Annotated in this window: 16 protein-coding genes; 10 read left to right on the top strand and 6 right to left on the bottom strand. The window is 67.6% G+C overall.

What is annotated here, in order from left to right; genetic code table 11:
• Positions 1 to 40: 40 nt before the first annotated feature.
• Entirely contained in the window at positions 41 to 952 is a 912-nt protein-coding gene (locus G0Q01_RS22680) for an AraC family transcriptional regulator (protein WP_164197924.1), read from the bottom strand.
• 411 nt (positions 953 to 1,363) lie between these two features.
• Here G0Q01_RS22680 and G0Q01_RS22675 point away from each other — a divergent pair, with 411 nt between their 5' ends.
• The 10 genes from G0Q01_RS22675 to G0Q01_RS22630 all read left to right on the top strand — a co-directional run bounded on the left by G0Q01_RS22675 (position 1,364) and on the right by G0Q01_RS22630 (position 10,370).
• Entirely contained in the window at positions 1,364 to 2,164 is an 801-nt protein-coding gene (locus tag G0Q01_RS22675) for a creatininase family protein (RefSeq protein WP_164197926.1), read from the top strand.
• Between the two features lie 11 nt (positions 2,165 to 2,175).
• Complete coding sequence (locus tag G0Q01_RS22670; protein WP_164197928.1) at positions 2,176 to 3,006, top strand: ABC transporter ATP-binding protein; 831 nt, start codon at positions 2,176 to 2,178, stop codon at positions 3,004 to 3,006.
• On the top strand, positions 2,987 to 3,853 hold the full coding sequence (locus G0Q01_RS22665; RefSeq protein ID WP_235940345.1) for an ABC transporter permease: 867 nt from the start codon (positions 2,987 to 2,989) through the stop codon (positions 3,851 to 3,853). Before G0Q01_RS22670 ends, G0Q01_RS22665 begins: the two co-directional genes overlap by 20 nt.
• 3 nt (positions 3,854 to 3,856) lie before the next feature.
• Positions 3,857 to 5,026: an amidohydrolase family protein gene (locus G0Q01_RS22660; RefSeq protein ID WP_164197930.1), complete on the top strand. Its 1,170-nt coding sequence runs from the start codon at positions 3,857 to 3,859 to the stop codon at positions 5,024 to 5,026.
• Entirely contained in the window at positions 5,023 to 6,414 is a 1,392-nt protein-coding gene (locus G0Q01_RS22655; protein ID WP_164197932.1) for an FAD-binding oxidoreductase, read from the top strand. Before G0Q01_RS22660 ends, G0Q01_RS22655 begins: the two co-directional genes overlap by 4 nt.
• A gap of 29 nt (positions 6,415 to 6,443) precedes the next feature.
• Positions 6,444 to 7,454, top strand: coding sequence for an ABC transporter substrate-binding protein (locus tag G0Q01_RS22650; protein WP_108970213.1), 1,011 nt, complete (start codon positions 6,444 to 6,446; stop codon positions 7,452 to 7,454).
• 17 nt (positions 7,455 to 7,471) lie between these two features.
• Positions 7,472 to 8,116 carry an NAD(P)H-dependent oxidoreductase gene (locus G0Q01_RS22645; RefSeq protein ID WP_164197936.1) on the top strand — a complete coding sequence of 215 codons (645 nt, stop codon included), beginning with the start codon at positions 7,472 to 7,474 and terminating at the stop codon, positions 8,114 to 8,116.
• Positions 8,091 to 8,717 carry a TetR family transcriptional regulator C-terminal domain-containing protein gene (locus G0Q01_RS22640; RefSeq protein ID WP_108970211.1) on the top strand — a complete coding sequence of 209 codons (627 nt, stop codon included), beginning with the start codon at positions 8,091 to 8,093 and terminating at the stop codon, positions 8,715 to 8,717. The genes G0Q01_RS22645 and G0Q01_RS22640 overlap by 26 nt, the downstream gene beginning before the upstream one ends.
• Positions 8,714 to 9,097 carry a RidA family protein gene (locus G0Q01_RS22635; protein ID WP_164213893.1) on the top strand — a complete coding sequence of 128 codons (384 nt, stop codon included), beginning with the start codon at positions 8,714 to 8,716 and terminating at the stop codon, positions 9,095 to 9,097. The genes G0Q01_RS22640 and G0Q01_RS22635 overlap by 4 nt, the downstream gene beginning before the upstream one ends.
• 298 nt (positions 9,098 to 9,395) lie before the next feature.
• Complete coding sequence (locus G0Q01_RS22630) at positions 9,396 to 10,370, top strand: class 1 fructose-bisphosphatase (RefSeq protein WP_164197940.1); 975 nt, start codon at positions 9,396 to 9,398, stop codon at positions 10,368 to 10,370.
• Between the two features lie 211 nt (positions 10,371 to 10,581).
• Here the strand turns inward: G0Q01_RS22630 and G0Q01_RS22625 are convergent, their stop codons facing one another.
• The 5 genes from G0Q01_RS22625 to G0Q01_RS22605 all read right to left on the bottom strand — a co-directional run bounded on the left by G0Q01_RS22625 (position 10,582) and on the right by G0Q01_RS22605 (position 16,258).
• Complete coding sequence (locus G0Q01_RS22625) at positions 10,582 to 11,859, bottom strand: solute carrier family 23 protein (protein WP_164197942.1); 1,278 nt, start codon at positions 11,857 to 11,859, stop codon at positions 10,582 to 10,584.
• A gap of 213 nt (positions 11,860 to 12,072) precedes the next feature.
• Positions 12,073 to 13,092 (bottom strand): LLM class flavin-dependent oxidoreductase, encoded by a 1,020-nt coding sequence (locus G0Q01_RS22620; RefSeq protein ID WP_164197943.1) that lies wholly within the window; start codon positions 13,090 to 13,092, stop codon positions 12,073 to 12,075.
• A 141-nt stretch (positions 13,093 to 13,233) separates the two neighbouring features.
• Positions 13,234 to 14,379, bottom strand: a complete 1,146-nt coding sequence (locus G0Q01_RS22615) for an ABC transporter permease (RefSeq protein WP_164197945.1) — start codon at positions 14,377 to 14,379, stop codon at positions 13,234 to 13,236.
• Positions 14,376 to 15,302 (bottom strand): ABC transporter ATP-binding protein, encoded by a 927-nt coding sequence (locus tag G0Q01_RS22610; protein ID WP_164213892.1) that lies wholly within the window; start codon positions 15,300 to 15,302, stop codon positions 14,376 to 14,378. The genes G0Q01_RS22615 and G0Q01_RS22610 overlap by 4 nt, the downstream gene beginning before the upstream one ends.
• The gene (locus tag G0Q01_RS22605; RefSeq protein ID WP_235940344.1) at positions 15,299 to 16,258 is read right to left on the bottom strand and encodes an HlyD family secretion protein; all 960 of its coding nucleotides are present in this window, start codon (positions 16,256 to 16,258) and stop codon (positions 15,299 to 15,301) included. The genes G0Q01_RS22610 and G0Q01_RS22605 overlap by 4 nt, the downstream gene beginning before the upstream one ends.
• Between the last annotated feature and the right edge of the window lie 64 nt (positions 16,259 to 16,322).

Below are 16,322 nucleotides of genomic sequence, written 5' to 3'. Positions count from 1 at the left end.
TTCCAGGATGCGGATTTTGTCCGAGTATTTATCTCGGGATTTAGGGCCGCGCTTGAACGAGACTGCCGTGGTTTGAAGAAATCGCGCGCGTTCTGACTTTTCGCCAGGCGGCGGGGGTCTCTCCCTGCGCGGCGCGGAAGGCGCGCGTGAGATGCGCCTGGTCGGCGAAACCCACGGCGGCGGCGATCTCGGCGAGCCCCATCGGCGTGTCGGTCATCAACCCCATCGCCGTCTCGACCCGAAGCTGGGTCAGCCAGCGCTGCGGCGTGGTTCCGAGGCTCTGCTTGAAGGCCCGGGTGAGCCAGCTTTCCGAGAGGCCCGCCAACTCAGCCAGTTCGGCCACCTCGATCCGCCGATGCAGCGCCGAGAGGGCATGGCTGCGCAGATCTCGGATCACATGCGGCGGCAGACCGCCGCGGCGCGGCTCCGCCACGGTCGCACCAAGGTCGAGCACCTCGCAGAGCAGCGCCGAGAGCAGCCCGTCGAGCATGATGTCGGGGCGGGACGGGTTCTGCACCTCTTCGGCCAGAAGCGCGGCGAGCGGCTGGGTGCGGTTCTCGGCAGCGAGGAAATGCGCCTCGTCCATCCGCTGCGCGCCGCCCGCGGCACGCAACCGCTGCGCCAGCGGTCCGGCCTCGAGGTGAAAGTCGAGATGGGCATAGTCCCGCTCTTCGGGCAGGGCGCTCCAGAGCGGCATGCCGGCGGGGATATAGAAGGCGCCGATCCCCTCCAACCATGCCCCGTGCGGGCTGGTGCGCAGCCGCAGCGCCCCGGCTTGCGCGCCGAGGAACACCACCAGACGGGGGTCGGGCGAGCGGTAGAAGCCGCCCGCGCCCGCCTCGCCATGCACATGCCAGACGTCGGCGATGGCGGCGCCCCAGCGCCGCCAGCGCAGCGGGCGCGTGGGGCTGATGGCTCGGGTCTGCGATGTCATGCGGGGCATGAAGGTCATGGCGGCTCGCGTCGGTCAGGCGGGTAGGCGCGGCCGCGGGACGTGGCGCACCCGGGTGCCGGCGGGGACATTGGGCAGGAAAGACGCGGCGGGCGCCGGAGCGAAACGCCGGTCAATTTGGACTTCTAGGAAAACCAACTAATTTAGTCAAGCAAGTCGCCCGGCATTCACGACGCCGCGTCGGACGAATCGCCCGGGGCCCTATTTCCTGCCGGATGTGTGCTCGGTTCGCCGGCGTTCTCTAGACACGCCCCGGAAAAATGCACAATTCGAAGGCACTATTTCGGTGAAATCCAAGGCAAACCCTAGGTTCTCTTGCCCGATCCGACGTTTTCATACCAAATGGTTTGATCATTCGCTATGAGACCGCAAATCGCCGTGGTGCGGCGAGGGCTGTCGAAGGAGCAGGGCATGAAACGATACTGGGCGGACTACAGCAGCAGGGAGTTTGCCGCGCTTGACCGCGAGAAGCTGATCGCGGTGCTGCCGCTCGGCGCCATCGAACAGCACGGCCCGCATCTGCCGATGTCCGTCGACACAGCCTCGGTCGAGGGTGTGGTCTCGCGTCTTGCGGGCGCGCTGCCCGATCACAGCCCGGTGGTCTTCCTGCCGACACAGGCGGTGACCAAGAGCAACGAGCACAGCGCCTATCCGGGCAGCCTGACGCTTTCGGCCGAGACGCTGCTGCGGGTCTGGACCGAGATCGGCGCCTGCGTGGCGCGCTCGGGCGTGCGCAAGATCGTCCTGCTCAACGGCCATGGCGGCAATATCCCGGCCATGGACATCGTTGCCCGGGAACTGCGCGAGAAACACAAGATGATGGCCTTTGCCCTGAGCTGGTTCGCCGCCGGGATGCCCGAGGGGGTCTTCTCGGAGCGCGAATTGCGCCATGGCATCCACGCCGGCGACATGGAAACCTCGGTGATGCTGGCGCTCGATCCCGGCAACGTCGACATGTCCGAGGCCCGCGACTTTCCCTCGCAGGCCGAGATCTGGGCACGGGACACCCCCTCGATCGCGCTGCCCGGCCCCGCAAAACCCGCATGGCTGACGCAGGATCTCAGCAGCGCCGGGGCCTGCGGCGAAGCCCATCTGGCCAGCGCCGAGAAGGGCGCGACGACGCTCGATCACGCGGTCGCCCGGCTCCTCGACATCTTCGACGAGATCGACCGCGCACCGCTGTCGCGGCTCGACACGCAACCCGACTGGTAAGGAGCCCGCCCATGCCCCTCGACACCACAGCACACGCCTCTGTGCAGGGCGCTGCGCAGATCGAGATGTCCCACGTCTTCAAGCGCTTCGACAATGGAACGCTGGCGCTGCAGGACATGGATCTCACCATTCGGCAGGGCGAGTTCGTCAGCCTGCTCGGCCCCTCGGGCTGTGGCAAGTCGACGGCGCTGCGGATGATCTCGGGGCTTCTGGCGCCCTCGTCGGGTCAGATCACCGTCAACGGCCACGCGCCGGGCGGTGCGGGCACCTCGGGGGGCGTGCACGGCGGTGACGTCAGCTTCGTCTTCCAGGAGCCGACGCTGATGCCCTGGGCTACGGTGTTCGACAATGTCTACCTGCCGCTGAAGTTGCGCGGGCTGAACCGCAAGCAGGCCGAGCCGCAGGTGACCGAGGCGCTCGAGATGGTGGGTCTTGCCAAGTTTGGCGGCAGCTACCCGCGCGAGCTGTCGGGCGGCATGAAGATGCGGGTCTCGATCGCCCGCGCCATGGTGACAAAGCCCAAGCTGCTGCTGATGGACGAGCCCTTCGCGGCGCTCGACGAGATGACTCGCTTCAAGCTGAACAACGACGTGCTGAACCTCTGGCGGCGCAACGGGCTGACGGTGATCTTCGTCACCCACTCGGTGTTCGAGAGCGTCTACCTGTCGAGCCGCGTCGTGGTCATGGCACCGCGCCCGGGCCGGGTGGTGCATGACATCGCGCTGCCCGATGCCACCACCCGCGACGAACACTACCGCACCACGCCTGAATACGCCGAGACCTGCCGTCTCGTGTCGGATGCACTCGAAGGGACCATGGACGATGTCGACCTCAACCACTGACCCCGTGACCATGGCCCCGCAGAGCGCCCCCGCCTCGGAAGACCCCGCGCTGCGCGCCGCCCGCCGCGAGCGCCGGATGCAGATCCTCATGCCCTGCGCCGCGCTGCTCTGCGCGCTGGGGCTCTGGGAATTCCTCGTGCGCTACAACGAGGTCCCGCACTACCTGATCCCGGCACCGAGCCTCATACTCGAGACGCTCTGGACCGACGGACCCTCGCTGCTGTCCAGCGCCTGGTTCACCGTCAAGCTGACGCTGCTGTCGCTTGGCCTTGCGATCATCGGCGGCGTGGCGCTGGGGATGGTCTTTGCGCTCTCGCGCACCATCGAGATGAGCCTCTTTCCCTTCGCGGTGATCCTGCAGGTGACGCCGGTGGTGGCCATCGCGCCGCTGATCCTGATCTATGTCGACAGCACCTTCGCCGCGCTGCTGATCTGCGCCTGGATCGTTGCCTTTTTCCCGATCCTGTCGAACACCGCCATCGGGATGCGCAGCGCCGACCACAACCTGCGTGACCTTTTCACCCTCTACGGCGCCACCAAGTGGCAGCGCCTGCGCTACCTGCTGATCCCCTCGGCGCTGCCCTACTTCATGGCCGCGCTGAAGATCGCCGGCGGTCTTGCGCTGATCGGCGCGGTGGTGGCCGAGTTCGTCGCCGGCACCGCCGGGCAGAACACGGGCCTTGCCTCGCGCATCCTCGAAAGCAGCTTCCGGGGCGAGATCCCGCGGATGTTCGCGGCGCTCCTTCTGGTGTCGATGCTGGGCATTCTGATCTTCCTCGCCACCTCCTGGCTCTCGCGCGCGGTCCTCGGGCACTGGCACGAGAGCGAAATCAAGCGGCAGGGCTGAGCGATGACCACGCTGAACGGCGTCGCGCTGGCCGGGCGCGACGGGTATTGGGACGTGACGCTGGAGGGGGCGCGCATCGCCGCGCTGACCCCGTCGGAGGGGCAGGGGGGCGGCCTGCTGTTGCCCTGTTTTGCCGACGCGCATGTCCACCTCGACAAGACCTTCACCGCCGCGCGCGTGCCGAGCCGCCCGCAGTCGCTGCACGAGGCGATCGAGCTGATGGCCGGGGACAAGCCGAACTGGACGGCGGGCGACCTGCGCCAGCGCGCCGCGCGCGGGCTGCGCCGCGCCTTTGCCAATGGCACCAAGGCGATGCGCAGCCACGTCGATTGGACCGAGGCCGGGGTGCCCGCGGCGCTGCCGGTGCTGCGCGAGCTGGCCGAGGAATGGCGCGGCCGGGTCGATCTGCAGCTTGCCACGCTGACGCCGCTGGATGACATCCCCGAGGTCGGCGCGCGGATTGCGCAGGAGATTGCCGGGACCGGCGCCGTGCTCGGGGCCTTCATCTACCGCAACGACGATATCCCGGCAAAGCTGCGCAGGGTCTTCGACCTTGCCGAGACACACGACCTGCAGCTCGATTTCCACGTCGACGAGGGGCTCGACCCAGAGGCGCAGGGGCTCGATGCAATCCTGCAGGAGACCGAGGCGCGCGGCATGGCGGGCCGGGTGCTGGTGGGCCACTGCTGTTCGCTTTCGGTGCGCCCGGAGGGCGCGGTGGCCGATCTGCTGGGCCGGGCGGCGGAGGCGGGCATGGCGCTCTGTACCCTGCCGACCACCAACGCCTTCCTGCAAGACGCCACGCCCGGCCGCACGCCACGGCTGCGGGGCCTCGCGCCCATCCACGAGGCGCGCGCCGCGGGGATGCCGGTCATGCTGGCCTCGGACAACGTCTGCGATCCGTTCTACCCGCAGGGCGATTACGACCTTTTCGACGTCTACCGCATGGCCGTGCTTGCCGGGCATCTTGATCCCGCCGGATGGCTCGACAGCGTCACCGAGACCCCGGCGCGCTGGCTTGGACATGACTTTGCCCTCAAGGCCGGTGCCCCCGCCGACTTCATCCATATCGCCGCCACCGGGCTCGACGATGCGCTGAACCGCCCTCGCGCGGCGCGTACTGTCTGGCGCGGCGGTGCCCCCATTCCCGAGACCTCCGGAGACCTCGCATGACCGACACGCAACTGGCCGCGCCCAAGGGCCGCCACGCCGAGGCGCTCGCCGCCCTGCGGCAGGACCTCGACGGGCTGCGCTTTTACGACGACGAACGCGCGCTCGAGGCGCGGTCCAAGGATTACTTCTGGTACAGCCCGATCCTCGACGCCGAGCTGAAGGACAAGCGCGCCGAGCTGGTGGTGATCCCGCAGGATCAGGACGAGGTGATCCGCGTTGCCGCCGCCGCAGCCCGCCACAAGGTGCCCGTCACGCTGCGCGGCGGCGGCACCGGCAATTACGGGCAATGCGTGCCGCTCGACGGCGGGTTGGTCATCGACGTGACGCGCCTCAACCGCATTCTCGAGATCACCCCCGGACACGCCCATGTCGAGGCGGGCATTCGCATGTCGAAGCTCGACGATGCGGCGCGCGAGACCGGGCAGGAGCTGACGATGTACCCCTCGACCCGCAGCCTCGCCACCATCGGCGGCTTCATCGCGGGCGGCTCGGGCGGCATCGGCTCGCTGCGCCACGGCATGCTGCGCGACGAAGGCAACCTCACCTACCTCAAGGTACTCACGCTCGAGGAAGAGCCGCAGGTGATCGAGCTTCATGGGCCCGACGTGCAGAAGGTGCACCACGCCTATGGCACCAATGGCATCGTGCTGGAGGTGGGGCTGGCGCTCACCCCCTCGACCGACTGGCTGCACACCGCCGCGCTCTTCGACGGCTACGACAAGGCGCTGCGCTTTGCCACGGCCGCGCAGGAAGATGGCCTCGATTGCTATCTGCTGACCCCGGTCGAGCGCCGCTTCGCGCCCTATTATCGCAAGTTCGAGGGCTATTTCCCCGAGGACCGCGACGCGGTCTTCGCCATGGTCGCGCCGTCGGACATGGACCGTTTCCGCGCCCGGGCCGAGGCCGAGGGCGCGACGATCTCCTTTGCCATGACCATGGAGGAGATCCACGCAAATCGCCTGCAGCCCGCCTATGAATGCGGCTGGAACCACACCACGCTGCAGGCGCTGAAGGTCGACAAGGGCTGGACCTACCTGCAGGTGGCCTACCCGCGCCCCTTCGATCCGGCCCTCGTGATGCGCCAGATGGAGCGCTACGGCGACGAAATGTTCTGGCACCACGAGATGGCGCGGCAGGACGGCGAGATCCAGATCTTCGCCCTGCCGCTGGTGCGCTTCCGCGGCAAGGACGAGATGTACGCGCTGATTGCCGAGCTGGAAGCGGATGGCTGCACGATCTTCGACCCGCATGTGGTCACCATCGAGGATGGCGGCATGAAGACCATCGACACGGCGCAGATCGACTTCAAGAAACGGGCCGACCCCTATGGCCTGATGAACCCGGGCAAGACCCGGGGCTGGCACCCCGAGATGGCGCGCAGCGCATAACAAGACCCCAACCAACAGGATCCCAAGAAATGAAAACTCTCTCCGTTTCCCTGACCGCGCTGGCGGCCTCGCTCGCGGCATCTGCGGCCTTTGCCGGCGACAAGGTCGTCTTCGGCACCAACTGGCTGGCGCAGGGCGGCCACGGCGGCTTTTACCAGGCGCTGGCGGACGGCACCTACGAGAAATACGGACTCGAGGTCGAGATCCGTCAGGGTGGCCCGCAGGTGAACAACCGCCCCATGCTGATCGCCGGCAAGCTCGACTTCCTGATGGCGGGCAACCTGCTGCTGTCCTTCGACAACGTGCGCAACGGCATCCCCACCACCGTCGTCGCGGCGATCTTCCAGAAGGACCCGCAGGCGCTCATCGCCCATGAAGGCGCCTACGACAGCTGGGAGGACCTGACCACCGCGCCCGAGATCCTGCTCTCCAAGGACGGCCAGTTCTCGTACTGGAAATGGATGGTGCAGGACTTCGGCTTCCGGGACGAGCAGGTGCGCCCCTACGGTTACAACCTCGCGCAGTTTCTCAGCGACGAGAAGATGGTGCAGCAGGCCTATGCCACCGCCGAGCCGCTCTACGCCGCGGCCGAGGGTGCCGACGTCGCGACCTATCTCATGGCGGATTACGGCTGGAACACCTATGCCACCACCATCGAGACCCGCCAGCAGATGATCGACGAGAACCCCGACGTGGTGCAGCGCTTCGTCGATGCCTCGATCGAGGGCTGGTACACCTTCCTCTATGGGGATCACACCGCTGGCTACGAGGCGATCATCGCCGCCAACCCCGAGCTGACCGTCGAGAAGCTGGACGCCGAGATGGCGCAGGTGCGCGAGCTTGGCATCATCGACAGCGGCGACGCGCTCGAGCTTGGCATTGGCGCGATGACCGACGCGCGCATCGCCGCCTTCTACGAGACCGCGGTGAACAGCGGCATCCTCGAGGAGGGCGGCCTTGATCTGTCGAAGGTGGCCGACACGTCCTTCGTCAACAAGCGCCACGGCATCGAGATCAAGACCGCCGCCGAAGCCAACTGAGCCGGAGAGGCGGTACCATGCGCGTCCTGATCGTTTTTGCTCACCCGTGCCGGGAAAGCTATGGCGCCGCCCTTCTCGCCGCGGCCCGCGAGAGCCTCTTGCGGGCCGGGCACAAGGTCGAGGTGATCGACCTTTACGCCGAGAACTTCGATCCGGTTCTCTCTGCCGAGGATTGGGCCGACTACATACCGGACACCGATCGGCTGATCGCCCGCGTGGCGCCGCATGTCGCGGCGCTGCGCCGGGCCGAGGGGCTGGTGTTTGTCTATCCCACATGGATGTACGGCCCGCCCGCCATCCTCAAGGGCTGGATGGAGCGGGTCTGGCTGCCCGGCGTCGCCTTCGAGGTCGCCAGCGCCACCAAGATGCGTGCCACCGGCAGGTTGCAGAACATCCGCCATTTTGCGGTGATCACCACCTCGGGCTCGCCCTGGTGGTGGCTGCGGCTGATCCGCGATCCCGGGCGCTCGATGCTGGCGCGGGGCTACCGTGTCTTGTTTCACCCGCGTTGCCGCGTGACATGGTTGCAGCTACACGACATGAACCACCGCAAACCACGGGACCTGAAGGCCTTTCTCGCGAAGGTCGGTACCCGCATGTCGCGGTTCGGCGAACCGGCAACCCAGAGGAAGAGCGATGAGCGCCGCACGTCTGAAGCGTAAGGAAATCCACGACGCCATCCGCGAGGCGGCGCTACGCGAATTTGCCAGCACCGGTCTTTCGGGCACCTCGACCCAGCAGCTTGCCAAGGCCGCGGGGATCACCAAGGCGCAGCTGCATTACTACATCACCTCGAAAGAGGACCTCTACCGCGAGGTGCTCGATGGCATCATCGGGCAGTGGCGCGACATCTTCTTCGTGGGCGAGTCCGACGATCCTGCCGAGGTGATCACCGGTTACGTGCGGCTCAAGCTGCGGCTGGCGCTCGACTGCCCCGAAGCCTCGCGGCTGTTCCTGCAGGAACTTGGGCGTGGCGCGCCCGAGATGGGCGGTAAATGGGAGGGGTTGCACGCCTCGGTGCGCGAGGCGACGGCGGTGATCCAGCGCTGGGTCGACGAGGGGCGGATGACCCCGGTCGACCCGCTGCTCTTCATGATGAACATCTGGGCGGTGACCCAGCACTATGCCGATTACGAACTCCAGAGCCGCCGCGTGCTGGGCGTTGATCCCGGAGCCGAGATGGATTTCGAGCGCATCGCGGCGGAGGCGGTGCAGCTCTTTCTTGCCCGCGCCGGACTGAAAGACGAAGGACGGACCCGATGAAACCGCTTGCCCCCAAGAGCATCGCCGCGCCCTTCGGCCAGTATTCGCACGGCATCGCCGCCGGTCCGGTGGTGGTGACCTCGGGCCAGCTGGCGCTGCGCCTCGACGGCACGATCCCGGACGGTGTCGAGGCGCAGGCCGATTTCTGCTTCGAGGCGGTGCGGGCAATCCTCGCCGAAGACGGGCTGGATTTCTCGGACGTGCTGCGCTTCTCGGCCTTTGTCACCCGGCGCGAGGACATGCAGGGCTACATGGCCGCCCGCGACCGCGCCTGCGCCGATCTCGAGGTGAAGCCAGCCTCGACGCTGATGATCGTCTCTGGGTTCACCCGCCCGGAATTCCTTGTCGAGGTCGAGGCGCTGGCGCTGCGCCGGGGCTGACAGCCGTCTGATCTCACGGCGGAATTCTCCGCTACCATGCACCATCTGCCGTTCGGTGGGGCTTTCGCAGGCAGGGCGCCCCTGGCTGGCGTTGTGATTTGCCGTGGCAGGTGCCGCAGGTGACGTCACGGCCGGGTCACAGCGGCCGCGCGTCCCTTCGAGAGGCAGTGTGGTGGTGCGTCATACGGGAAGTACCTTTGGCACCGGGGCCTGACGCGCGGCATTTCCTCGGCGGCCGCGGGGCGCTAAATCGGCAAGGCAAGCGCAGAGCGCGCGGAAACCCACAGGACGACCCATCATGTTGACTCTCCCGAACGACCACCCGCCCCGCGGAGACGCGCTGCACATGCGGCTGGCAGATGACGGCGCCGCGCGCATCGTGCGGCATATCGCCGAGGCGCTCCCTGCTATCGCGGACCGGCTGGCCGAGGGTCTTCTGACCGGCGATCCGGCGCAGATCGTCGGCGACAACGAAAGCGGCGATGCGCAGAAGGCGCTCGACGTCGGCGCGCATGAGCACATGGTGAAGGCCCTTGCGGGCTGCAACGTCCGCCACGTTCTGTCGGAAGAGGCCGAGGCGGTGGTGACGCTTGATCCCGACGGGGCGTTCGATGTGGCCATGGATCCAATCGACGGGTCCGGCTCGATCGGCATTTGCGCGCTCTTGGGCATGCTTTTCGTGATCTACCCCGCCGGGGATGGCAGCTTCCGCCGCCCGGGCTCCGAGGCGGTGGCGGCGGGCTATGCCTGCTTTGGCCATTCTGTGGATTTCGCCTGGTCGCTGGGCGACGGCGTGCATATCGCCACGCTCGATCGCCGTGCCGGGGATTTCCGCATCACCGCCGAGAACATCCGCCTCAGGCCGACCACCTCGATGATCGCCGTCAACGCCTCGAACGAGCGGCACTGGGCTCCGGGACTGCAGGCCTACGCGCAGGACATGCGCGCCGGAAAGGACGGCCCGCTGGGCAAGACCTACAACATGCGCTGGCTGGCGGCGGCGGTGGGCGATTTGCACCGGATCATGCTCAAGGGCGGCGCCTTTCTCTACCCACAGGACGGGCGCAAGGGCTACGAGCAGGGGCGGCTGCGGCTCGCCTACGAGGCCGTGCCGATCGCCTTCATGGTCGAGCAGGCCGGGGGCCGCGCGAGCGACGGACGGCGGCGGATCCTCGAGCTGACGCCCGAGACGCCGCATGGGTTCTGCCCGCTGATCTTCGGGTCCGACGAAGAGGTGGCGCGGATCGAGCAGTATATCGCGCGGCACGGCTGACCCTTCCGCGCCGCTGTCACCGTCGCGGAGCGCGGGAGTTCTCCCCATCGGCGGGGGATGGAGCTGTGGATAAGCGGGGCGTCGGATCAAGCAGGTATGGGCCCGCGCTGGCTTGCCTGATTTTTGGGCACTTGCGGGGGCGCGGTTCCGAAAGCCCCCGCAAAAGGCCCCCACCGTGGGCGGTGGGGGCCGTCTGTTTTCTTGTCGACGGTCACGCTTTGCGACCGATCCCGAGCAGCTGATAGAGCAGCAGCGCCGCCAGCGTAGACGTGCCGATACCGCCAAGCGCGAAATCGCCGAGGTGCAGCGTGAAGTCCCCGGCGCCGAAAATCAGCGCGATGCCTGCGGTGAAGAGGTTGCGCGGATCCGAGAAATCCACCCGGTTCTCGATCCAGATTCGCGCCATGGCCGAGGCGATGAGCCCGAAGACCGCGACCGACAGACCCGCCAGCACCGGCGCCGGGATCGTCTGCAGCAGCGCGCCGAACTTAGGCGAGAGCCCGAGGCAGATCGCAACGATAGCGGCGATCACGAAGACCAGCGTCGAGTAGACCTTGGTCATTGCCATGACGCCGATGTTCTCGGCGTAGGTGGTGACACCCGTGCCGCCGCCCGAGCCCGCGACCATGGTCGCCAGCCCGTCGGCGAAGAAGCCGCGGCCGATGTAGGGATCCATGTCCTTGCCGGTGATCGCCCCCAGCGCCTTGATGTGACCGAGGTTCTCGGCGACCAGCACGATGGCGACCGGGGCAATGAGGGTGATCGCGGACCAGTGGAACTCGGGCGTCTGGAACCGTGGCAGGCCGAACCAATCCGCCGTGCCGACCGCAGAGAAGTCGATGCCCGGCATGATCCCCAGCCCATTGCCCAGCAGCAGCACCAGCGCGTAACCGAAGACCAGCGCCAGCAGGACCGACAGCCGCCGCGTGCCCGAGGGGCCGTAGCAGGAGACCATCGCCATACAGAGCACCGTCAGCAGCGCGATGGTCAGATGCGCGGGGGTGGGGGAGCCGAAGGCGTTGAACTGGTCCACGGCGACCGGCGCGAGGTTGAGGCCGATGGCGATGCCGATGGTGCCGGTCACGACGGGGGGCATCAGCTTTTCCACCCATCCGTAGCCGACTGCCATGACGATCAGGCCGATCAGCGCGTAAAGCGCGCCGCAAGCGATGATCCCGCCGAGCGCATGGGCGATGGTCGCGCCCTCCTGTCCCAGCACCGCCAGCACCACCGCGATGAAGGCGAAGGAGGAGCCGAGGTAGCTCGGCACACGGCCCGCGGTGATGATGAAGAAGAGCAGCGTGCCGATGCCCGAGAAGAAGACCGCGACATTGGGATCGAAGCCCATCAGGATCGGGGCGACGATGGTCGAGCCGGACATGGCCAGCAGGTGCTGGATGCCCATCGGAACCGAGGCCGCGCCGGGCAGGCGCTCGTCCGGCATGATCACCTGACCCGTGCCGACGCGCCATCGGGGGAAGTATGACATTGCTCTCTCCTGGGAAGACTCTCTCTGGGCGACGCCTTAGCGGTATTCGCACGCGAATGTGAGAGGTTCCGCACCGGAAATCCGGGATGCGCGCGTCGGTGCCGCACCCTTGGGGCGGGATTTCGCAGACTTGGGTGCGCAGGGGAGAGGGGAGGGGGGCAGTTCTGCCTGCATCGCCCGGCGTTAGGTCCGGGCGATGCGGTGGAATGCGGCTCAGCGCCAGCCGAGGGCGGGGGCCACGTGGCTCAGGATATTCTCGATCACATGGGCGTTGTAATCGACCCCCAGCGAGTTCGGGATGGTCAGCAACAGCGTGTCGGCTTCCCTGATGCCCTCGTCGGCCTTCAACTGCTCGATCAGCTTGTCGGGCTCGTCGGCATAGGAGCGGCCGAAGATCGAGCGCTGTTGCTCGATGAAGCCCACCGAGTCCTTTTCCTTGCCGCCGGAGCCGAAGTACATCCGGTCCTCGTCACTGGTGATGGCAAAGATCGAGCGGCTGACCGAGACCCGCGGCTTGCGCGCATGGCCCGCCGATTTCCACGCCTCGCGGTAGGCGCGGATCTGCTGCGCCTGCTGGATGTGGAAGGGCTCGCCGGTCTCGTCATCCTTGAGCGTCGAGCTTTGCAGGTTCATCCCCAGCATGGCGGCCCATTCGGCGGTCTTGTTGGAGCCTGCGCCCCACCAGATGCGATCCTTCAACCCCTCGGAGTGCGGCTCGAGCCGCAGTTTGCCCGGCGGGTTGGGGAACATCGGGCGCGAGTTCGGCTCGGCAAAGCCGTGGCCCTCGAGCATCTGCAGGAAGACCTGCGCGTGGCGGCGGCCAAGGTCCGCATCCGTCTCGCCCTCCTCCGGGGCATAGCCGAAGTAGCGCCAGCCCTCGACCACCTGCTCGGGGCTGCCGCGGCTGATGCCGAGCTGCAGCCGTCCCTGGCTGATGAGGTCGGCGGCGCCGGCATCCTCAGCCATGTAGAGCGGGTTCTCGTAGCGCATGTCGATGACGCCGGTGCCGATCTCGATCTTCTTGGTCCGCGCGCCGACGGCGGCGAGCAGCGGGAAGGGGCTGGCGTGCTGGCGGGCGAAGTGGTGGACGCGGAAATAGGCGCCGTCGAGCCCCAGCTCCTCGGCGGCGACCGACAGGTCGATGGCCTGCAGCAGCGCGTCCGAGGCGGTGCGGGTGGCCGAGCCGCGTTGCGGGGACCAATGTCCGAAGGACAGGAAGCCGATCTTCTTCATAGCGATACTCCTTGGGCTGCGGCGGCAGCGGAAAGCCCCCTCTGCCGGGCCCGTTTGAGCCATAGCTAGTCATTCGGGGGCAGGGCCCGCAAGCCGGGCGGCTGTTTGCCCAAGCGCAGGCCCTGTGCGCGGGTGGCCGGATCAGTCGAGCCGCTTGCGGAACCGCAGCGAGGCCAGCCCCAACCCCAGCAGCGCGAAGCCGAGCAGCCAGAGGCTGTCGGGGAGCAGATCGATGAGCCCTGCATCGCGCAGCACCACGCCGCGGATGATCCGCATGAAGTGGGTCGCGGGCAGCAGGTCGGCGATCAGCTGCGCGCCGCGGGGCATGCCCTCGTAGGGGAACATGAAGCCCGAGAGCAGGATCGACGGCATCAGCACAAAGACCGTCATCTGCATGGCCTGCAGCTGGTTGCTGGCCAGAGTCGAGAGCACCAGCCCCAGCGACAGGCTGGCGACGATGAAGAGCAGCGTCACCAGCAGCAGCACCCAGAGCGATCCGGCGACGGTCACCGAAAAGAGCAGCGCGCCCAGACCGAGGATAATCCCCACCTGGACAAGGCCGATGCCGACATAGGGGATGATCTTGCCGATCATGATCTCGACCGGGCGGATCGGTGTGGTGATCAGCATCTCCATATTGCCGCGCTCGCTCTCCCGGACGATCGCCGCCGAGGTGAACATGATCATCGTCATGGTCAGGATGATGCCCACCAGCCCCGGCACGATGTTCACCACCGAGCGCTGCTCGGGGTTGTAGAAGAGCGTGACCTCGAAGGTCGGCGTGGCGGTATTGCTGGACTCGCGGAACATCTCGCCGAGCGGCATGGAGCGCAGCGAGCGGATCGCCGCGGCGACCAGCGTGTCCGACCCGTCCGCCACCCATTGCGCGATGGGCCGGGCCCCGACCTGCTGCAGTCCGTCGGCGAAACGGCTGCCGATCGCCGGGCTGCGCACCAGTCTCTGCGCCACGTCCTCCGGAATGATGAAGGCGGCACGGACCTCGGCGCGGACGATGGCGCGTTCGGCTTCGGCGACGGTGGCGACGCGCTGCTCGAAGCGCACCACCTGCGTCGCCTCGACCATCTGCACGAGGCTGCGGCTGAGGCTGCTCTCGCTCTGGTCGACCAGCACAGCGGGAATGTGGCGGATCTCCGTGTTGATCGCGTAGCCGAAGAGCACCAGCTGGATCAGCGGGGTCATCACGATCATACCAAAGGTCATCCGGTCGCGCCGCAGCTGCAGCAGTTCCTTGCGCAGGATGGCGAGGATGCGACGGCCGGAGATCATCGGTCTTGTCCGTGGGTTGCCAGCACGAAGACGTCCTCGAGATTGGGAAAGATCGCCCGCACCCTGGTGTCGGGGTGACCTGTGAGCGCCGTTCTCACCAGCGCCTCGGGATCGCCGGTGCCCTCGGCCACCAAAACCCGCAAACGTTCGCCGATTTGCGCCACCGACACGATCCCCTCTCGCCCCGAGATCGCTCGCCCGATGCGGCGGGGATCCGCGGACTCCACTTCCACCGCCCGCCCGGCGATCCGGTCCATCAGCGCGCGCGGGGTGCCGTCGGCGCATTTTCGTCCGCGGTCGAGGATCGCGATCCGGTGGCACCGCTCGGCCTCGTCCATCAGGTGGGTCGAGACGATCATCGTGGTGCCGGCATCGACGAGATCGAAGAGCTGCTCCCAGAAGGCGCGGCGGGACTCGGGATCGACCGCGGCCGTCGGCTCGTCGAGGAACAGCAACTCAGGCTCGTGCATCACCGTTGCCGCAAGCGCGAGGCGCTGGCGCTGGCCGCCGCTCAGCGCCCCGGCCAGCACGTTCGCCTGCTCGCGCAGCGTGTAGGTGTCCATCAGCTCGTCGATGCGCTGGCGTTTGCGGCGCGCGGGAAGATCGTGGATCTCGGCGATGAAGCGCAGGTTCTCCAGCACGGTCAGGTCGCGGTAGTAGGTGAAGCCCTGCGTCATGTAGCCGATCCGCCGCTTCACCGCCTCGGCCTCGCCGGGCAGGCGCGCGCCGAGAACTTCTGCATGGCCCGACGAGGGCGTCAGAAGCCCGGTCAGCATCCGCATCGCAGTGGTCTTGCCCGAGCCATTGGGCCCGAGAAGCCCATAGACCACGCCCTTGGGGATCGCGAGATTGAGCCCGTCCACCGCTAGCTTGTCGCCGAAACGCCGGGTGAGCCCGAAGGTCTGGGCGATGGCCTCGCTCATGGCAGATGTGCCGAGACCGGAAGCCCCGCTGGCAGCTCTGCCGCCGCTTGGGGAAGCGCCACCTCGGCCGGGTAGACCAGCCGACTGCGCTGCTCCTGGTTGAGCGCGTAATAAGGCGTGAAGGCAGGCTCGTTGCTGATCCAACGCAGGGTGCCCTGGTAGACCTCGCTGTTTCCGTCCAGGCTGATCGAGACCGGATCGCCGATGGCCAGCCTGGCGCGGGCGGCTTCGGGCACATAGATGCGCGCGTAGGGTCGGTCGCCGGTCAGCAGCACCGCAACAGGGCTGCCGAGGGGCACCCGCTCGCCGCGGTTCCACGGCAGGCTGTCGAGCAGCCCGTCGCGCGAGGCGCGGATGGTCAGATTGTCCAGCCGGGTCCGCTCTGCGGTGACCTGCGCCTCGGCGGCGGTCACATGCGCCTCGGCGATGCGGATGTCCTCGGCGCGGGCGCCGATCCGCAGCTCTTGCAGCGACTGCTCGGCGCTGGTCAGCTCGGCCAGCGCCGAGTTGCGCTGCGCCACCACCTCGTCCAGCCGGGCGGCGGTGACTGTGCCGGTCTCGACCAGCCGGGCGTTGCGCTCGTAGCTGGCCTGCGCCTCCTGGTAGACCGCGCGGGCCCCCTCGACCCGCGCCTCGGCGATGGCGAATTCCTCGGGGCGGGCACCGGTGCGCATCCGCTCGAGATCGGCCTCCGCCTCGGCGAGCTGCGCCTGCGCCACCGCCACCTGCGCCTGCTGCAGGCTGTCGTCGAGGTGGACCAGCACGTCGCCCGCCTTCACCGCGCTGCCCTCGGCGATGGGCAGATCGGTGATGAGCTCGTTGGCGGTGGCGGTCAGCAGCACGCGCTCGCGCATCAACTGGCCAAGCGCCACGTCGGCGGGCGGTCCGTCACAGGACTTGAGACCGAACGGCAGCAGCACCGCCAGACCCGCCAGACCCTTGAGCATTGCCAGCATGCCACCCTCTCCCGTTCTGGACACGCGCGGCATCCGTCCCGGCCAGCCTCGCCCGCAAGGCAGC

Origin of the sequence: Salipiger sp. PrR007, from assembly GCF_010499845.1 — a bacterium.
GTDB lineage: Bacteria > Pseudomonadota > Alphaproteobacteria > Rhodobacterales > Rhodobacteraceae > Salipiger > Salipiger pacificus_A.
This window is presented reverse-complemented; position numbering and strand designations above follow the sequence as displayed.

Excerpts from the sequence above, each read along its gene's own strand:
- G0Q01_RS22615 (WP_164197945.1), bottom strand. The coding sequence starts at position 14,379 with ATGATCTCCGGCCGTCGCATCCTCGCCATCCTGCGCAAGGAACTGCTG.
- G0Q01_RS22640 (WP_108970211.1), top strand. The coding sequence starts at position 8,091 with ATGAGCGCCGCACGTCTGAAGCGTAAGGAAATCCACGACGCCATCCGC.
- G0Q01_RS22665 (WP_235940345.1), top strand. The coding sequence starts at position 2,987 with ATGTCGACCTCAACCACTGACCCCGTGACCATGGCCCCGCAGAGCGCC.
- G0Q01_RS22645 (WP_164197936.1), top strand. The coding sequence starts at position 7,472 with ATGCGCGTCCTGATCGTTTTTGCTCACCCGTGCCGGGAAAGCTATGGC.
- G0Q01_RS22610 (WP_164213892.1), bottom strand. The coding sequence starts at position 15,302 with ATGAGCGAGGCCATCGCCCAGACCTTCGGGCTCACCCGGCGTTTCGGC.
- G0Q01_RS22625 (WP_164197942.1), bottom strand. The coding sequence starts at position 11,859 with ATGTCATACTTCCCCCGATGGCGCGTCGGCACGGGTCAGGTGATCATG.
- G0Q01_RS22680 (WP_164197924.1), bottom strand. The coding sequence starts at position 952 with ATGACCTTCATGCCCCGCATGACATCGCAGACCCGAGCCATCAGCCCC.
- G0Q01_RS22605 (WP_235940344.1), bottom strand. The coding sequence starts at position 16,258 with ATGCTGGCAATGCTCAAGGGTCTGGCGGGTCTGGCGGTGCTGCTGCCG.
- G0Q01_RS22655 (WP_164197932.1), top strand. The coding sequence starts at position 5,023 with ATGACCGACACGCAACTGGCCGCGCCCAAGGGCCGCCACGCCGAGGCG.
- G0Q01_RS22675 (WP_164197926.1), top strand. The coding sequence starts at position 1,364 with ATGAAACGATACTGGGCGGACTACAGCAGCAGGGAGTTTGCCGCGCTT.
- G0Q01_RS22635 (WP_164213893.1), top strand. The coding sequence starts at position 8,714 with ATGAAACCGCTTGCCCCCAAGAGCATCGCCGCGCCCTTCGGCCAGTAT.
- G0Q01_RS22620 (WP_164197943.1), bottom strand. The coding sequence starts at position 13,092 with ATGAAGAAGATCGGCTTCCTGTCCTTCGGACATTGGTCCCCGCAACGC.
- G0Q01_RS22630 (WP_164197940.1), top strand. The coding sequence starts at position 9,396 with ATGTTGACTCTCCCGAACGACCACCCGCCCCGCGGAGACGCGCTGCAC.
- G0Q01_RS22650 (WP_108970213.1), top strand. The coding sequence starts at position 6,444 with ATGAAAACTCTCTCCGTTTCCCTGACCGCGCTGGCGGCCTCGCTCGCG.
- G0Q01_RS22660 (WP_164197930.1), top strand. The coding sequence starts at position 3,857 with ATGACCACGCTGAACGGCGTCGCGCTGGCCGGGCGCGACGGGTATTGG.
- G0Q01_RS22670 (WP_164197928.1), top strand. The coding sequence starts at position 2,176 with ATGCCCCTCGACACCACAGCACACGCCTCTGTGCAGGGCGCTGCGCAG.